The 16,850-nt window shown below is 58.3% G+C and carries 12 protein-coding genes and 3 pseudogenes; 12 read left to right on the top strand and 3 right to left on the bottom strand.

Going from position 1 to position 16,850, the window contains the following annotated elements; all coding sequences use genetic code 11:
* A pseudogene (locus tag EXE51_RS18075) lies at positions 1 to 119 on the top strand (IS6 family transposase); the annotation flags it as partial.
* A 7-nt stretch (positions 120 to 126) separates the two neighbouring features.
* Here the strand turns inward: EXE51_RS18075 and EXE51_RS18070 are convergent.
* A pseudogene (locus EXE51_RS18070) lies at positions 127 to 354 on the bottom strand (IS1595 family transposase); the annotation flags it as partial.
* Positions 355 to 1,360: 1,006 nt separating this feature from the next.
* On the opposite strand from EXE51_RS18070, the gene EXE51_RS17225 reads away from it, so the two are divergent.
* The 9 genes from EXE51_RS17225 (at position 1,361) to EXE51_RS17185 (ending at position 11,828) form a co-directional block, all read left to right on the top strand.
* Positions 1,361 to 2,992 carry an ATP-binding protein gene (locus EXE51_RS17225; protein WP_137693166.1) on the top strand — a complete coding sequence of 544 codons (1,632 nt, stop codon included), beginning with the start codon at positions 1,361 to 1,363 and terminating at the stop codon, positions 2,990 to 2,992.
* Positions 2,993 to 3,441: 449 nt separating this feature from the next.
* Positions 3,442 to 3,936: a DUF3592 domain-containing protein gene (locus tag EXE51_RS17220; RefSeq protein ID WP_094495406.1), complete on the top strand. Its 495-nt coding sequence runs from the start codon at positions 3,442 to 3,444 to the stop codon at positions 3,934 to 3,936.
* A gap of 155 nt (positions 3,937 to 4,091) precedes the next feature.
* Complete coding sequence (locus EXE51_RS17215) at positions 4,092 to 4,289, top strand: hypothetical protein (protein WP_080508721.1); 198 nt, start codon at positions 4,092 to 4,094, stop codon at positions 4,287 to 4,289.
* A 230-nt stretch (positions 4,290 to 4,519) separates the two neighbouring features.
* The gene (locus EXE51_RS17210; RefSeq protein ID WP_179233699.1) at positions 4,520 to 4,936 is read left to right on the top strand and encodes an SHOCT domain-containing protein; all 417 of its coding nucleotides are present in this window, start codon (positions 4,520 to 4,522) and stop codon (positions 4,934 to 4,936) included.
* Positions 4,937 to 5,402: 466 nt separating this feature from the next.
* Positions 5,403 to 6,254 carry a hypothetical protein gene (locus tag EXE51_RS17205; protein ID WP_321167016.1) on the top strand — a complete coding sequence of 284 codons (852 nt, stop codon included), beginning with the start codon at positions 5,403 to 5,405 and terminating at the stop codon, positions 6,252 to 6,254.
* Between the two features lie 154 nt (positions 6,255 to 6,408).
* Positions 6,409 to 7,524 carry a S49 family peptidase gene (locus EXE51_RS17200; protein WP_080508719.1) on the top strand — a complete coding sequence of 372 codons (1,116 nt, stop codon included), beginning with the start codon at positions 6,409 to 6,411 and terminating at the stop codon, positions 7,522 to 7,524.
* A complete protein-coding gene (locus EXE51_RS17195) occupies positions 7,521 to 8,576 on the top strand; it encodes a DUF4350 domain-containing protein (RefSeq protein ID WP_089309444.1) in 1,056 nt (351 codons plus the stop codon). The genes EXE51_RS17200 and EXE51_RS17195 overlap by 4 nt, the downstream gene beginning before the upstream one ends.
* A gap of 710 nt (positions 8,577 to 9,286) precedes the next feature.
* Positions 9,287 to 10,156, top strand: a complete 870-nt coding sequence (locus EXE51_RS17190) for an ABC transporter ATP-binding protein (protein ID WP_049933327.1) — start codon at positions 9,287 to 9,289, stop codon at positions 10,154 to 10,156.
* On the top strand, positions 10,146 to 11,828 hold the full coding sequence (locus EXE51_RS17185; RefSeq protein WP_137693164.1) for a hypothetical protein: 1,683 nt from the start codon (positions 10,146 to 10,148) through the stop codon (positions 11,826 to 11,828). Before EXE51_RS17190 ends, EXE51_RS17185 begins: the two co-directional genes overlap by 11 nt.
* A 504-nt stretch (positions 11,829 to 12,332) precedes the next feature.
* Here the strand turns inward: EXE51_RS17185 and EXE51_RS17180 are convergent.
* A complete protein-coding gene (locus tag EXE51_RS17180) occupies positions 12,333 to 13,583 on the bottom strand; it encodes an RNA-guided endonuclease TnpB family protein (RefSeq protein ID WP_137693163.1) in 1,251 nt (416 codons plus the stop codon).
* A 171-nt stretch (positions 13,584 to 13,754) separates the two neighbouring features.
* Between EXE51_RS17180 and EXE51_RS17175 the strand changes: the two genes are divergently transcribed.
* Complete coding sequence (locus EXE51_RS17175; RefSeq protein ID WP_094494230.1) at positions 13,755 to 15,068, top strand: RNA-guided endonuclease TnpB family protein; 1,314 nt, start codon at positions 13,755 to 13,757, stop codon at positions 15,066 to 15,068.
* Between the two features lie 227 nt (positions 15,069 to 15,295).
* Positions 15,296 to 16,036 carry an HAD-IIA family hydrolase gene (locus tag EXE51_RS17170; RefSeq protein ID WP_241987264.1) on the top strand — a complete coding sequence of 247 codons (741 nt, stop codon included), beginning with the start codon at positions 15,296 to 15,298 and terminating at the stop codon, positions 16,034 to 16,036.
* A gap of 695 nt (positions 16,037 to 16,731) precedes the next feature.
* Here the strand turns inward: EXE51_RS17170 and EXE51_RS18065 are convergent.
* Positions 16,732 to 16,850, bottom strand: a pseudogene (locus EXE51_RS18065) (IS6 family transposase); the annotation flags it as partial.

Below are 16,850 nucleotides of genomic sequence, written 5' to 3'. Positions count from 1 at the left end.
TTTGGGAAATAGAACGACGAACATCATCGTTTGCGAATAGTTTCAGCAATGTCGCGTTAGAGACAGCTCAAAATTGGCTCGAAGCCCTCGCCGTCTACCACAATTCACGCCAAACTTAACGCGACCCATTGGTTCAAGATTGCTTTCGTAGTCGATCCCGCGCCGTCCGCGAATCACTCGAAGTGACGCGCGGCACGCCGCGACGAGCGTCAGCTGGTCACCGTGACGCCCTTGCCAGCGTGATCTGTCAATCCGCGACGGGCCGCTGCGAGAATGCCTGCTTCACGGTGGCTGTTACCTCTAACAGCCAGAACAGACTTTGCCAGATCTGTTGACTTGTGTCGGTCCATCGAGCTGAATCATACGCCCTCAGCGTCTTTCAACAACCGCAGTAGTAGACCCAAAGTCACCGCCATTGCGGCGACAAACGTAATCGCGATAATAAGAGTCCCTATTCCAACCATACCTGCTTTCGAGAATATAGCATGAAGAAGATACCGACTCGGGGCCCTTCATTTCGGAACCATTCAGTACGGAGCTCTCACCAACCGGCTGTTTCATCTGTGTATGTATCTGAGAAATAGGATTTCAACAGAGCCGGCTAGGCGTTTCAGGGCGAGTAACACTCCGTCCACGCCGTTCAGATTTTACCCCAACGCGTCGACTGACAGTCCCCTGCTCGTGGCGACGATAGCCCGCTGGTCCCGATACCGCACCGCAGTCGTCAACCGCTGGCGTCAGCTGGAAGTGACCACGGTCCGTATTGACATCCTCCTCCGCGTAAACGCGGAGGAATCCCGAGCGGTGGGAGTTTCAGGTTCATAGTCCAATCAGTTGACTACCAGACCTTTCGGGCATAGGTAGTCCCACAGTGTCGGACTGGTGGACTGCTGGCCATGCCAACTGGCCGTTACCCCTATCCTCGGCCGTGTACTGCGTCCCAGTGTTGTTTTTGCCACGGGGACGCCAGCAGACATCATCGGAGTTAGGGGTATCGTCTGAATCGCTTTGAGCAATCGACAGAGACACACCCTTCGAGGATGTGGCGTTCACCGACTGCCTTTTTAGATACTGCCTCGTTACGCGGGCGGACAGGCCGCCTCTGGAGGACGGTTCGGAATCCGCTCCGTTCCGACCGATTCCTACCTTCGCATAGAGCGGCCTGTCAATTAAATCTCCGTATATAAAACTCGGTACAGACGTTCGGCCAGTGGATTGCTTCCCGCCATGTCGGCTTCATCACCCGCCTAAAGGCGGGCGTATTCGCCTTCTAGTCTCTATAATCTGTGCGTTGCTGAGCTTCGTCCGGAGACGGTCGGTCCACAACCGCTTTGATACTGAAGCCACCCAACACAGTACGGTGATTCAACTCGATCCGCTGGGGCTGTTCAGGGTCGGTATTCCAGCGGTGAGTGGCGGTGTCGCCGGGGCAGTGGGGGTGACGGCGTACCGACGACTCCGGCAGGGGGATGCCCGCACCGGGCTCGCTAGGCCGTTCGTCGTCCTCGCCGGGGTGGTGTCGCTCCTCGGGGTCGGATACGCCGGGCTACACGCAGTGACGCCACTCGAGAACCTGCCACTGGGGTCCGCAGTCCTACTTCTGGCGGTTCCATGGATGACGTTTGCAGCACGATACATCGGGATCGGGCGGTACATCACACCTAGACGAGTACTCGCGGTGACGCTGGCCGTGGCTATCCTCGTCGGTGTGAACCTTTTGGGACGACTGATACAGGAGGGGTGGATCACGACCTCGCTGGTGGGTACTGAGGCGCTCCAGACGCTCGAAACGGCACAGTCGGTGGCCACACTGGTACTCCTGACCCTCGTGTTCGCACTGATCGGGGGAGTTGTCGTCGCGACGTATCGACACGACCGACTGTCGACGGTACAGAGTCTCCTCGTCGTAATACCGATCGCCGGATTCATCTTTACCGTTCAGACGACCCGTCCTACGACGCCGCTGTTGAACGACGTGCTGATCGGGAGTACGTTTCTCGTGGTCGCCGCCAGCCTCACGCTGGGGATCTTTCGCTATGATGTCGTGACTCGCGTCCCCGCGACCCGGAGACTGGGTGAGCGGGCGGCACTGACAGAGACCGACGAGGCGATTTTCGTCCTTGACGACCGGGCACGGGTGGTCCGAGTGAACGAACCGGCCGAACGAATGTTCGGCGGCGCACAGACGCTGGCCGATGTCACGGATCACTCGGTGACATCCCTGACCGAACTCAATACTATCACCTGCCGGACGACGACGGGCCACAGACAGTTCGAACCGAGCGTCTCGCCGCTTGTCGACGAGTACGGGGAGACGTTCGGTTACACCGTCATGTTGATCGACGTGACGAACCGCGAAATCAGGCGACAGCGGCTGGCGGTACTCAACCGCATCCTCCGTCACAACGTCAGGAACGAACTGGACGTGATACGGGCGCACGCGGAGGAGGCCGACCTCGCCCCGGCCGTCGACGGCGCGGACAGACTGAGCGCACTGAGCGCGGAGGCACGGCGGGTCCAAGATCTCATGGAGCGGTCCGCGGCCGATCGAACCGAAGTCAGCTTACGGCCGCTTCTCGAAGATGTTGTCGCCGACGCAACGGCTGGTGTAAACGCCGACGTGACCCTCACTGCCCCCGACGTGACGGTAAACATCGACCCGGAACGGTGCCGATACGTGATCGATCACCTCGTCGAGAACGCAGTCGAACACAACGACGGGGAGTCCCCACGCGTCGTGGTTCGTGTAGAACGGACCGGGGCGGACGTCCGTCTTGTCGTCGCGGACGATGGTCCAGGGATACCAGAGTCAGAGCGGGCAGTGATCGAGGGGGGCGTCGAGACCCCCTTCGAACACGCCAGTAGCTTGGGCCTCTGGGGGACCAACTGGGCCGTCCAGAGCATGGGCGGGTCACTCTCCTTCGATGAGAGTGATCTCGGCGGGACAGCCGTTGAGGTTGTCCTCAGAGACGTGGCAGTCTCCGACGTGTGACAATGAAAAGAGAGCATTCGGGTGAGGTGTATCAAGCGTCGTAGCAGCCTGGGCCACCTGGACCACGGTGTCCGTCTCTCTTATCGAGATACCTATACGAGGCCGACAAACGTTCCGTTCTTGGCACATAGCCCACACTCTGCGCTTACAGAGTGGGGCTGCTATCCCTAGCAACTCAAATTGACAACGACTGGATCACGATATATCATCTGCTGAATGGTTTTTAACAGAGCCAGCATTTTTAGTTACTAGGTGTCTGAAAGACGACTTGATGTATTCAGCCCTCCGACAGAACACTCGGACATTCGGACGACGCATACAGCGGGTATCGCTACTTCGTCTGTCATACCGCTCTCGGTGGTGTGAGAAGATGCGTCTACAGTCAGCTGAACCCCGCAGCAACGTCCGACATTCTCCTCATTGTACGCGGCCTCGTGGTGATTGACAGTATGAACGACGATTCAGGTGTGAATGTTAAGGGTCCCGATAGCCTCAAGGGTGCTTTATTATACATCCTCATTGGGATTGCTATCGCCAGCTACGGAGGATACGATTACGTTCAACAGACGGAGGCAGTCCGAGAATCAGTCGAGGTTGATGCGACTATCACCGAACTCGATATCGAGGCTGATAGCGGAACGTCATCAAATCCGGGCGCCGATTTCGATCCGGTGGTTGAGTTTGAGTACACGTATAACGGAAATGAATATACTGGGACAAAAATATACCCCGCAGATCTTGAACAGAACTACGAGACGCAATCGGGCGCCGAATCAGCCATTGAGGAGTACGAACAGGGGGCACAGACAACCGCATATGTTTCTCCCGACGAGCCGGGAGATGCGTTTTTGAAAAATCAAACGTCGAACGCACCGATCATTGCGATTGTACTCGGTGGACTATTCACCCTCTTCGCCGCGGTTTCCGCCGTAAGGAAATTCTAGCACGCTGGAACTGCGCTGAGGGTAATCCGTGGGGGTGGAGCAGAATATATTCGTTGTTGATCAGGAATAGTATGCTTTAAACCTAGGAACATTCTCTGTTTCTGAGCCAGAGAGTACAGGTAACACCTATACAATTGCCGGATGCTGGCTGAACTATGGACAGAAGCTCGAAGAGCCAGTTGTTGGTCTCCGGGGGAAGTCTTCTACTAGTATTCCAACTAATCGTGTTTCAAGGGGCGTTCAACATCGTCGAAAGCTCTGGAGTTTCAGGTAGGCTGAGGGGTGTTCTCAGTGGTGGATTATTACTCATCGCCACGATCTGTGTCGGTAGCGGAGCATATCTTCGGTATTAGCGTACGCTAGTTTCACAGGGTCTACACTGAGCGCTTGAGCGTCGACCGATTTTTGTGAAATGATACCATACACACAGTTGCTGATGCCCTCCGCAGATTACGGGGACGAACCTCCTTTGAGGGCCGGAGGGACAGGGGGCATCAGCCTTTTGTACGCTGGTAGTACGCCTTTGGTGGAAAACATTTTGCCGTATGTATTTCAGCTACGACCGCTAATTGTCGGCATGTGTATGCCCTCCATCTTCAACCAACTGGACGATCACCCGGTCTCACTTGTGGCCGGATTTGTGACCGTCGCCGGAGTGTATGTACTCACTCCGGCAGTGTGGTACACGGCGTTGATCGCGGGAATGATCGTGTCTGGCGTTCTTGAATTTGCGATCAAGGAGGTACCGCCTGACACCGACGAGTACGACCCGGAACAGTACCCGCTGTGGGCAGCCGCGGATTCGGGTGATGTTCCAACCGACGGCCGCAACACCGACTCTACGGATGATGCGTTGTCAACACTCCAAGAACGATATGCCAGCGGTGAGCTCAACGATGCGGAATTTGAAGACAAAGTTGAACGACTACTTGAGTCCGACAGAGATGACGCGCAATCGCATCTGGAAGAAGATTCTGTCACGGAAAAGTTGGAAAAGTAACTGTAGACGGCTCCCGTAACTTAGTTCTACAGAGAAAACAAGGCGAGTGCCTCGGGGCTTGACCCCGAGGCGGTTCACACTTCCTCCCTGCGTTGGTTGATGAACACGCGCCCGACGGATGTGCTTCCGAACCTGAAACACGTCTCGGAGCATTATCACCGAGCGCACGTCTTCTGAAACGATGCCCTCCAAACGGACGTTCGCGAGGCGCTTAGGTGCGCTCGTGGCAACCGGGCTCGGTGTTAATAGGCCCATTGGAGTACTGACTTCAGAACCCCCGCCCGCTGGAACGCTCGCAATCAACGGATCCGGTGAAACGGGAGCGGCGACAGGTAGCTCGGCCAAGCACAGCCCTCCGCAGCAACCCCACTCAGCAGTTGCTAACGGGGCGTACAAGCCGGCCACAGTTACATCACGGGGGGTTGACACCGTGGTTACTGCGCGGTTTAACCCGCGCCTAGTAACAATGACGGGGGTCCCACAGGGGGTTGCGGCCCCGATCCGTGACCTCCTCTCTCGGTACGACAGTGTATCGCTTGACCGACTCCAACAGGTGGCTGGCGGAACCGCACTCACGACAGACGGCCCTGAGGGCTGTGGTGTCATCGTCGGTGACATCGACGCACGGACACTCCGTCGAGAACTCACTCGAGACGCCGATCTCATCCGAGAGCCAGCCACCAAGGCCGGCTTTACCCGGTTCAAGTCGAAACGCACCACCACGACGCTTGGTGTCCGCGCGGACGAAGTTGTCATCGGGCACGCTTCATCGATTAGCAGTGCGGTGGCCCACCGCGACGCTGGTATCAGCGGTCACGACACGGAGCACTCACGGACAGACACAGACTACGGATCGCTCCCGTCACGGCTCCACGGAGACGCGACGGTCTGTGTCGACTTGGGGACAGAGACGCGGGAGTATCTGCGACGCACCCTCTCGGACGCACCGAAAGCGCTCCGGACGGCGGTTGATGCGGCAGCCGCAGTTGGCGTCGCTTGTAGTGTGACCCCAGACGGCTCAGGGCCTTCGAAGTCTCTGTCAGCCACGCCCCCGACAAGCCAGCATGACACTGCCGATACTCCGACGACGACGTTTCGGTACGGCGCAGTAGCCGATCCGAAACGGCTCGACAGAGAGACGGCAGAGGCGATTGCGCGCGCCGCACGCGAGGGAGAGTCCTCGTTTAGTGACGCAACCGTCTCTAGACACGGGCGTACAGTAATACTAGAAACTGCCGCCGACGGCGATATATTTGCGCCACATGCCGAACTGGCGGGGGTGACCGTCGGCGACGTCGAGTCGCTGTCAGACTCATGAGTTCCAACATTGCGTCCACTCTCGACACACGGCATCGGTTGCCGTATGACCCCAACGCAGCTACAGCGGTACTCTATTACCGCACAATCAGTTCGACGATGCAAGACCGACAAAACCTCCAAATACGACCGCGAGACCGAGCGAGGACAGGGCAATGAGTTCTGAGAAGGGCCCCACAGAATCTCCAGATGAATCGACGCCGGATACGGACACACGAACCGAGCGCCACTCGCCGACAACTTCCGACCGTGTTCCGCCACGCTCCGAGTCGGGATCGGTTGTCGACCGGCTGACCACTCGACACGCCGTTGGTGTCGCAGTGATACTGGCGCTTGCTGCGGGGCTGTTCGTCGCTCCCAGCGTGTACGGCGCCGTAACCGGTCCCGACGGCACCGTCGCTGTGATCGAAATCGACGGAGCGATAGACTCGTCGACAGCACAGCACGTCGAAGACAACCTCCGAGACGCCCGCATGAACGACTCCATCCAGGCGGTCGTCTTGGAAGTTGACAGCGGTGGCGGCCTGCCTGCACAGAGCGAACGGATGTACGCTGCGGTCGACCGTACTGCCTCGGTGATGCCGGTATACGCCGCAGTAGATACGCTCGGAGCGTCCGGCGCGTATCTCGCGATTGCGCCTGCCGATCGCATCTACGTAGCTCCGTCCGCGCAGGCGGTCGGTAGCGTCGGTGTTGCGGGGGCCGCGCCGGCTCCAAACGGGCCAAGTGCGGGTACGACCGGCCCTGACAAACGAGGTAGCGATCCGGACACACAACGCGAGCGGCGACAAACGCTCGCCAACCTCTTCATCGAGAACGTGATCGAACAGCGCGGCGAAGAGATCGAGCTTGACCGAGAAGCGATCGCGCACGCCGATGCTTATCTCGGAACCGAAGCCGTTGCCAACGGATTCGCGGACCGATTTGGCTTTGTCGATGGAGCAGTCGCTGATGCCGCAACTGAAGCCGGTATTGACGACTACGCGGTCGACACGCGTCGTACCGAGAATCGCGTTCCGGGGGGCATTCCGCTCTTACAACAGGACGACAGTACTGTCGTCGTTGTCGACGACTCTGAAAGCGATCTCAACGACGATCTTATCCTCGCGGTGGCACCGCAAACATGGGACGAGACTGTCGGCGAGGAAATAGTCATGACAAGCTACACTGGACGACTGCCCACGGACCAACTCAGTAGTGAGACGAACGCCGACGACGCCCGCACGCAACACGACGATACCGGCGCGACGAACGGAGGTGAGCCCGCATGAGCGTTAATCTCCGAACGGCAATCGGCGCATTCGCGCTCATATTCCTGGCTGTTGTCGGCGTCGCCGCAGCCGGGGGCGTCCTCTTAGATACGGCCCCACCGGATACGGAGCCCGTTACAGACGACCACTGGCGGCTCGACTCCGTCGAACCGGAAACCGTCAGCGAGGGCGGTGACATCGAAATGGAGAGCGGCGAGCCGTCGAACACGGTCGTCGTCCACCTCGGAAGCAGTACGACTGGCGCCGGTGGCGGGCTGCCCGTGCTTCCGATTGAGGACGGTAATGCCCCCACGGAGGCAGATATTGGGACGCTCGGTGGCGCCCGGCGTGGCGTCACACCGCTTACCTCGACACTCATCGAGAACGGCCACGAGGTTCGGTTCTACGGCGGAATCAGAAGCGGTGAGCGGCTCCAGTCGCTGCTCGCTGATGCGGACGCGTTCGTGACGACCGCCCCCGGCGCACTCTCGGGACCAGATGCTGATGCCGTCAACTCGTTCGTTGAGGCGGGCGGCCGAACCCTCGTCGCGAGTGACCCAGGCAACGCCGGGGCATTGACCGACTTCGGATCCCCGTTCGGCGTCTACGGCGACGCCGGCTACGTGTACGACATGGAGCACAACGACGCGGGCTACCTCAGCGTCCTCGTACAGCCGCCCGAGTCGACGCCGCTTACTGAGGGGGTTGAGCAGGTCGTCCTTCGTGGCGCGGCGTCCGTTGGATCTGCTGACGATTCAGCAACGCTCACCACGGCGGAGACGTCGCGTCTTTCGACCACTCGGGAGTCTGGCTCATACACGGTCGCAGTACGGAGCGAGTCTCTCGCAGTAGTTGGAGACTCGAGTTTCTTCGCGCCCGAAAACGCCCGTCGCGCCGATAACGGCGTCTTCATCGGGAACCTCGCTGACTTCCTCGTGAGCGGTGACGCGCCTGACGTGTCGTTCGGACCGCCGACCGGACCGGGCGGCGGGACTCCACCGGGTGGGGGTATGCCGCCCGGTGGCCCGACGCCGCCCGAGCCGCCTGAGCCGCCAGAGAACGCGACGGCTTAGCATCGGTTCATCAGCCGCTGCGTGGATTTTTGCTCTAATATTCCATAGGGCTAACTGCCGGTGCTATTCGTGTGTTCAGGGGAAACCAACGGGTTAGTCACAGTTCTGGTGACGATACAGAGTCAGCCATCTGCCCCCTAAAACGAGACTAACTCTCAACTCTCAGTAGCTCTTCGCCGCGCACACCAGCCGATCAAAAATAGCCTTCAACGACACTAACCACTCCGTTTCCAGTTTCGATCTTGGCACACTCATTCGGGTCGCTGCCGAGAAGACAGTCTGCGCGGTCACCCACACCGTTATCCAGTCGGACATCTACTCGGTAGACTGCGCGTTCGAGACGTGTCTGGATGCTGACGGTGTCTTGTGGACCGACAGAGACGGTCCGAGTGAACGCGGTTTCGCCGTTGTCGTCGGTGATTGTGACGTGAACATTGTGGGTACTATCGTCGTAACTCCTCAGTACCAGACTCTCACCACTAACCCGACGTGTATCTGGGTTTCCTGAGTGGTCGGTTGTGCGATGCGCAGCGCGGTAAGCCTCTTTTGCGGGCATGTACAGACGGTGGAAATCCAGTCCGTAATAAGTTGAGTCACCGTTACCGGACGTGAAACACCAATTTCGCGACTTTGCTGACCTATGCCGGCTCTGTCACTGGCCCAGAAACACCGGACCCATGTATATGTCATCTCGACACTCTGGGGCACACATGCGACTTGAGATAGAATCGCTCGGCAAGCAGTACTCAGAGGGTCTTTGGGGGGTTCGAGACATTACCCTTCGACTCGGTGCTGGTGTACACGGCCTCGTCGGTCCGAACGGTGCTGGGAAGTCTACTCTCATGCGCATGCTCACGACGGTGACGCCCCCGACAGAAGGAGCGATCTACTGGGACGGAACTCGGGTGAGCGAATCGCCCGGTGTCGTCCGAAGCCTACTCGGATATCTGCCACAGGATTTCGACACTTATCCGACGTTAACGCTTGAGGAGTATCTCGAGTACGTGGCGGCGCTACGGGGGCTTGATTCCGAAACGGCGAGCGCGCGGATCGAAGCGTTGCTCGACCTCGTGAACCTCACCGACGTGCGTGATCGGCGCCTCGACACGTTCTCTGGTGGTATGCGGCAGCGGGCAGGGATTGCACAAGCGTTGCTTAACGACCCCGAGCTGTTGGTCGTCGACGAACCAACCGTCGGCCTCGATCCGGAGGAGCGCGTTCGCATGCGTAATGCGCTGGCTGACACCGCTGATGATCGCGTCGTGATTTTTTCGACACACGTCGTCGCGGACATTGAGGCGACAGCTGACACGGTTACCGTGTTAGAAGACGGGCAGTTACTCACCCACGCACCAACCGAGTCGCTGATCAAGTCCGTTGACGGCGATGTCTACGAATGCCGGGTCTCCCAGTCGACGCTAGAGCAACTCGGACAAGAGTTCCCCATCTGTAACACCGTCCAGCGGGCAGACGGCGTCGATGTTCGGCTCGTCGCGGAGGATCCGCCGACCACCGACGCCGAGCAGGTCACCGCATCGCTCGAAGACGCATATCTCCAAACGGTTACGCATGCGAACTGACGTCCGCCGAGCCTATCATATTGCTCGGACTGACATTATCGCTCGTGTTCGGTCGCGAAAGCTACTCATCTTTTTTGCCGTTGTCATCTATGTCGGATACCTGATCAACTCGGGCTCGTTTGGCGTCTTCTATACGGTTTCCAACGGGCCGAACGTCAACGGCGCGCTGACCTCTCACCTCGTCGGGCTCAACGCTGGGATGGCCGGATCAGCGGTCATGCTTCTGGCCGGATTCTACGTGCTTCGCGGGTCGCTTGAACGCGATGACCGCCACGGGCACCTCCCGGTGGTAACCAGTTCACAGACCAGTAAACCGGTGTACCTACTCGGGAAACTACTGAGCAACACCGCCGTCGGCGTTCTCACCGCAGCGGTACTCGCAGGCGCAGCGGTCGTCAACCACTCGATCTACGGGGTCGGTGCCACCGACCCAATTGCCATCAGCTGGCCAGTCTTTGTGATGGTCGTTCCACTTACCGTGTTTGTTGGCGCGGTCGCGATGCTGTTTGGCACGATCAATCTGCTCGCTGGAACCCTCGGTCGGATAGCGTACTTTTTCGGGGCCATCTTCTTGCTCTCCGCACAGTCGGCGCGTCCGGAAACGGCAGTCCCGGCCGCTGTCCCGACGACTGTGAAAGCGCTCGATATTGTCGGGCTCACCCTCGCGTACGATCTCACCTTCGAATCAATACAGGCCGCTGTGCCGGGATTCGAGAGTAGCTTCGCGAACTTCGGAACGGGTGGATCCAACGCGCAAACGTTCCGGTACGAGGGAGGCCCGTGGCCGGCGTGGTTCTTCGCTCAGCGATTGGGTACCGTCGCCGTCGGACTGGCCGTAACGCTTGTCGCGACACTGCCGTTTAATTGGTTTCGGACGACCGGCGGGGTAGTGGAGAAGGTACGTCGGCGCCTCCCGCTCGACGAGACTCCCCCTGAGACTGCGACACAGACAGCGTCCAATCCACAAACTCCAACAGACACGGCTGATCCGGCTGTGTCCCCTTCGCCTGTTGGTGATGATGTCACGATTCCTCCGGTTACCCGTCGTGGTGCCGGCGGGTTTCGGCGTGTCCTCACGATGGAACTTCGTCGTCTCCTGCGTGGACAACCGCGTTGGTGGTATCTCGGTGCGGGGCTGTTGGCGGTCGTGCCAGCTGGAATCGCCCTCACTGGTGGTGGCACTGAGGGAGCTGCCCGGGGGCTGCTCTCGTTGGTCGCGGTCTGGCCACTCTTCGTTTGGTCACAGATCGGCTCACAGACCGCTCGTCATGGGATTCGCCCTCAAGTTCTCACGTCCGACTACCCGGTTGGCCAGCTTGTCGGCGAGTGGATTGCCGGCTGTTTAATCACCATCGTCGTCGGGGCCGGTGCGTTTGCGATCGCTGTGGCCACAGGAGGCCCCACCGCACTCATCGGAGTGACGGGTCTCGTCATCTTCCCGCCGTCGCTCGCACTCGCTGCTGGGTTATGGACTGGATCGCCTCGGCTGTTCGAAGCGTTGTATCTCGGAGTTTGGTACATCGGTCCGCTCAACGGTGGATTCGTTGCTGACTTTGCCGGCGTCACCGCTCGGGGCACGTCGTTGGGAGTCCCGATTGTCTTCGCCGCCGTCGGTGTTGGTCTTGTTGTTGTCGCCGCACAGACACGACGGGTGTACACGAATCTGGGCTAGCTTCCTTCAAAAATTCGACGCAAGTTATCCTGGGCCCTCCTCTGATTACGAATGTTCTATTCTCTCTCACGCAACATCAACAGCGCCCACAATCCCCAGGTCGTTGGCACAGAGAGCGCAAGCCCATTCAACGGCGAATACACCACTGTTCCAATAGCGAACGTCGCCACCAACCAAACCAGCAGTGCCAGCTCTTTCGATTGTATCCCCCCCAGCATCCGGATAGGTACTGATGCGGTTGATTCAAAATTGTACTGTCGCGTTTCAGTGCCGGAAACGCAGGTCTGTAGTCCACTATCCTTCATCACCGAAACCGACCTTAACATCCTCCCTGACCTGAAAGGCGAGGTTTTCGCCCCGAATTTTCTGTCATGGAGAAACTGTCGTCGCCGGCGCTGGGTGTCCGGCGTCGCTACAGTTGACATCCTCCTCCGCGTAAACGCGGACGAATCCCCCGGCTTCAGCCGTGGGAGGATGTCAAGCGCGTCGTGAACCGCCTCGGGGTCAAGCCCCGAGGCTTCCCGTTTCAACGACGCGACTTACAGGAACCGACAAAGACTGTCCTCCATCGGTTTCCACAGCGGTCGCAGTCTCCACGGGCGTCGATTCGGCCTGTCCCAGACCTAACTCTTGAAGGCCGCGAAAAAGAACGTTGTACGACGCATTCGCGTCTCTATCCGCCTCGAACCCGCAACTCGGACAACTGTGTTCCCGCACCCACAACGGTTTGTCCGTCTCGACACCACATTCAGCGCACTCTTTGGTCGTCCCCGCAGGATCTACTTGGACGACGTGCGTACCGTACAGGTCGCCCTTGTACTCCAGCATCTCGATGAATCTGCGCCACGCGGCATCCTGCTTATTCCGAGCGTTCCCACGCTGTTGAAGCATTCCCGAGACGTTCAAGTCTTCCACGAACACGGCGTCATACGTCGTGACGAGCCACGTCGTGAGCTTGTGCTGGAAGTCTTCAACCCTCCGCTTGATTCTGCGCTTAATCTTGGCAACCCCACGGCGCTGTTTCTCCCAGTTGTTGCTCCCGTGTTCTTTCCGGGAGAGATTGCGCTGCTCCCGACGCAGGCGTTCGTACTCGTCGGAGAGGTCAAGCCAGTCCACGCTGTTGCCGTCAGACGTGTAGATGTAGTTCTGGATGCCGAGGTCGAGGCCAACGCAGTCCTCAACATCCACGTCGTCTACAGCGGGTTTCTCGGGGAGCGTGGTGTCTTCGACTTCGAGGCCGAACGTGACGTACCACTCACCCGTCGTCTCTTTCTTCAGCGTCACCTCTTTGATGTCTGCGTTGTCGGGGATGGAACGGTGATATCGAATGGGGATGTCACCGATTTTGGAGAGCCAGATTGTGGCAGTCCGGCCACTCGTGTTTTTGAGTTCGAAGCCAGACTGCGAATACGTCATACTCTGGTACTCGCTTGGGGACTTCCAGTAGAGCCACCCGACCTTGTGCCCGTTCTGCTTCTTCTCGGAGAGGTTCGAGAGATTGTCGTAGAAGCGTTCGACGGTCTTCTGTAACGCCTTCGAGTGGACTTTGGAGAACACAGGCCACTCGTCCTTCCATTCGGTGAGGCGTTTCTGGTGTTGGTACGCCGAACCGATGTTGTCCTCGTCGGTGTCGAGGACACTGTATTCGTAGCGGGTGTGGTTGTATGCTTGGCGGTGGATGTCGATGTGGCGTTCCACTTCCGCAGTCACACCTGTTCGGTCAGGGTAGGCGCGGAAGCGGTAGTCATACCACATCGCCGTACCTCGATTATAAGGAGCAAGGAGAATACCCGCGCCTTTAGGCGCGGGATGAATCCGACAACCCATTCCACAGTCCACCGTCGATAGCACCGCTGGATATTCATCCGGTCCAATCCCAATATTTACAAAGAGAACGAGTATAAGCGATTATACAGGCGTTCCACGATGCTGGAAGTCCATCGCACCTATCAAGCGACAATCCGCAACCACTCGCAGGTCGTGGAGTCGCTCGACCAGCACGGGTGGAGTGCCAGCAAACTCTGGAACGTCGCAAACTACCACTCCCGCAGCGTGTGGGAGGAGACGGGCGAGATTCCCGACCACGAGGAGTTGAAAGACGAGTTGAAGACCCATCCCAACTACAAAGGACTACACAGCCAGTCCAGTCAGCGGGTTCTAGAGGAACTCGCTGAAGCCTTCAACTCGTGGTACGGCTCCGACGATGAACGAGACAATCCGCCCGGCTACCGCAAAGAGAACTACTACGACGACGAGGGTCGCCGCGTCCACGAAGAACACCCCCGTTCGACGGTGACGTGGAAACAGAACGGCATCCGTCACGACACCAAGAACAACCGCGTTCGCCTGTCAAAAGGCGCGAATCACAAAGAACACCCCCGAGCGCGGGAATACATCCTCGTCGAGTACGAGACACGCCCCGGCGTCACGGTTGAGAACCTACAACAGGTTCGCGCTGTCTACGACCAATCGAAGGAGCGATGGGAGTTACACCTCGTCTGTAAGGACGAGATCGAGACCCCCGACGCTCCCGGCAACGAGACAGCGGGTATTGACCTCGGCATCAGCAACTTCGCCGCCGTCGCATACAGTACCGAGGACGCTGACCTCTACCCCGGCAACCGCCTGAAGCAGGACGGCTACTACTTCCCGAAGGAGATCGCCAACTGCGACGACAGCAGTGGCGACAGGGCCACGCGACTCCATCACAAATGGTCGGAACGCCGTACCCATCTCTTCCACAGTCTCGCCAAACACATCGTGGAGAAATGTATCGAGCGTGGTGTGGGTCGCATCAACATCGGGGACTTGGAAGGTGTACGCGAGAACGAGAACGGCAACTCGAAGAACTGGGGCAAACATGGCAACCTCGATTTGCACGGGTGGGCGTTTGACCGCTTCACCTCGATTCTCGAATACAAGGCGAAGGTCAAGGGAATCGAAGTCGTGGAAGTGTCCGAGCGCGACACGAGTAAGACGTGTTGCGTTTGTGGGAGAGAAGACGAGAGTCAGCGTGTCGAACGCGGCCTGTATGTGTGTGAGGACTGTGATGCTGCGTATAATGCGGACGTGAATGGGGCGGAGAACATCCGTCTCGACATCAACGAAAGTAACTCCGAGTCTGCGCCCGATTTGGGTGGAGATAAGAGTACCGGCTGGTTGGCACAGCCAGCAGTCCACCTGTATGACCTCTCCTGCGGATTCCAACCGCAACGAGAGGTGGTGGACTGTAAACCCTAATATCCCAACTGCGGTCGGGATTCCTCCGCGTTCACGCGGAGGAGGATGTCAACGCTGTATTGCTAGTTAATGGCTTGTGTCACGGAGTGTCGGCTTCATCCACGGGGTCAAGCCCCGTGGCATTCGCCTCGACAGCGTGTAAACTTTCAAGTCCACGGCGAACACAGTTCTGATAACTTCTTCCTATGTCTCATACACAAGACCAACCCAGCACGTGGCTCCTTGATATGGATGGAGTGCTGATACATGAGGAGGTTGCTCTCCCGGGGGCGAAAGAGTTCATCGGCCGGCTTCAAGAGCAGGACAAGGAGTTTCTCGTGCTCACGAACAACTCAATTTACACGCGTCGCGATCTGTCTGCCCGTCTTGCGGATGTGGGTATTGATGTTCCAGAGGAGCGGATTTGGACCTCGGCCGTGGCCACGGCACAGTTTTTGTCAAATCAAGTCCCAGATGCGTCCGCCTACGTTATCGGTGAGGCTGGACTGAAGACAGCGCTCCATAAGGTGGGCTACACGCTGACCGATACTGACCCAGATTTCGTCGTTCTCGGGGAGAGCCGCACGTATTCGTTCCAGAATATCACACAGGCCGTCCAACTGATTGATCAGGGCGCGCGGTTTGTCGCAACGAACCCGGACGCTACCGGACCCTCACCTGAGGGCCCACTCCCGGCTACCGGCTCCGTTGCTGCGCTCCTTACGGAAGCCACTGGGCAAGAGCCGTACTTCGTTGGCAAACCCAATCCAGTGATGATCCGGAGTGGCCTCAATCGGATCGGCGCGCACTCCGAATCGACGGCGATGGTAGGGGATCGCATGGACACCGATGTCGTGGCCGGCATCGAGGCTGGCCTGACTACGTACCTCGTACTCACTGGGTCGACTAGTCGTGACGAACTCACAGAGTTCGCGTACCGCCCGGACGATGTCGTCGAATCAGTTGCTGAATTGGTTGAGACTATATAATCTCCTGTATTGACCACAACCGGGCCAGAATATCTCACCTGCTGAGAATTTCAGCAGAGCCAAAAGGTATATTTTCGAAGCATTGCCGGACATCGCCTGTAGCGTCTTGTTTCGAAACTCGCACTAATTTGCGGTTTGCTGCTTTCGCTTCCACGAGACACACCAACGGATCATCGACATTCTTGACGAGAAGCGTTGTTGTTTCGCGGCGTGAAACACTGCTGATGGGTTGATGTTTCGAGGGCTATATGGTTCACGTAGCCGCCGGTCGGAGGCGGCCGACAACAAGTATCCGACTGTTGAGCTCGTCCCATCGCCGTGGCACAGTTGGTGGGATCTCTCATCACCTCCCCCTCCCCCGCTTTGGCGTTCACTGGCCGCCACTCACCCTGTGTATCGGCCCTCCACCGCCAGCGGCCCTGTCGTATTGTGTGCTTAGACTCAAGGAGATCCCTGCTCCACGATCATTTATGCCTTCCAAGCAGCGCCTGCCGAGCAGTCTTTTGCCCACGACTGAGCGACAACGAACCGCTTTCCTTCACGGTCTTCTCTGGATCGTTACAGTCTCAGCCGTTTCATTCCTTCTAGGAGACGCGCCAGTGGAGGCTATCTCTTACGGTGCCTTCTCCGGCATACTATACGGTATCGTAGTATACGTCTGGCAGCCATACTGACCACCCCAACGTACGGTCGCGTTAAGTTTGGCGTGAATTGTGGTAGACAGCAACGGCTTCGAGCCAATTTTGAGCTGTCTCGAGTGCGACATTGCTAAAACTATTCGCAAACGAGGATGTTCGTCGTTCTATTTCCCAAA

This window comes from Halorubrum sp. CGM5_25_10-8B, from assembly GCF_005435095.1.
Lineage (GTDB): Archaea > Halobacteriota > Halobacteria > Halobacteriales > Haloferacaceae > Halorubrum > Halorubrum ezzemoulense.
This window is presented reverse-complemented; position numbering and strand designations above follow the sequence as displayed.

Bases quoted from the DNA above. Each gene is read 5' to 3' on its own strand.
- EXE51_RS17220 (WP_094495406.1), top strand. From the start codon at position 3,442: ATGAACGACGATTCAGGTGTGAATGTTAAGGGTCCCGATAGCCTCAAG.
- EXE51_RS17210 (WP_179233699.1), top strand. From the start codon at position 4,520: ATGCCCTCCATCTTCAACCAACTGGACGATCACCCGGTCTCACTTGTG.
- EXE51_RS17180 (WP_137693163.1), bottom strand. From the start codon at position 13,583: ATGTGGTATGACTACCGCTTCCGCGCCTACCCTGACCGAACAGGTGTG.
- EXE51_RS17170 (WP_241987264.1), top strand. From the start codon at position 15,296: ATGGATGGAGTGCTGATACATGAGGAGGTTGCTCTCCCGGGGGCGAAA.
- EXE51_RS17175 (WP_094494230.1), top strand. From the start codon at position 13,755: ATGCTGGAAGTCCATCGCACCTATCAAGCGACAATCCGCAACCACTCG.
- EXE51_RS17190 (WP_049933327.1), top strand. From the start codon at position 9,287: ATGCGACTTGAGATAGAATCGCTCGGCAAGCAGTACTCAGAGGGTCTT.
- EXE51_RS17195 (WP_089309444.1), top strand. From the start codon at position 7,521: ATGAGCGTTAATCTCCGAACGGCAATCGGCGCATTCGCGCTCATATTC.
- EXE51_RS17215 (WP_080508721.1), top strand. From the start codon at position 4,092: ATGGACAGAAGCTCGAAGAGCCAGTTGTTGGTCTCCGGGGGAAGTCTT.
- EXE51_RS17205 (WP_321167016.1), top strand. From the start codon at position 5,403: ATGACGGGGGTCCCACAGGGGGTTGCGGCCCCGATCCGTGACCTCCTC.
- EXE51_RS17200 (WP_080508719.1), top strand. From the start codon at position 6,409: ATGAGTTCTGAGAAGGGCCCCACAGAATCTCCAGATGAATCGACGCCG.
- EXE51_RS17185 (WP_137693164.1), top strand. From the start codon at position 10,146: ATGCGAACTGACGTCCGCCGAGCCTATCATATTGCTCGGACTGACATT.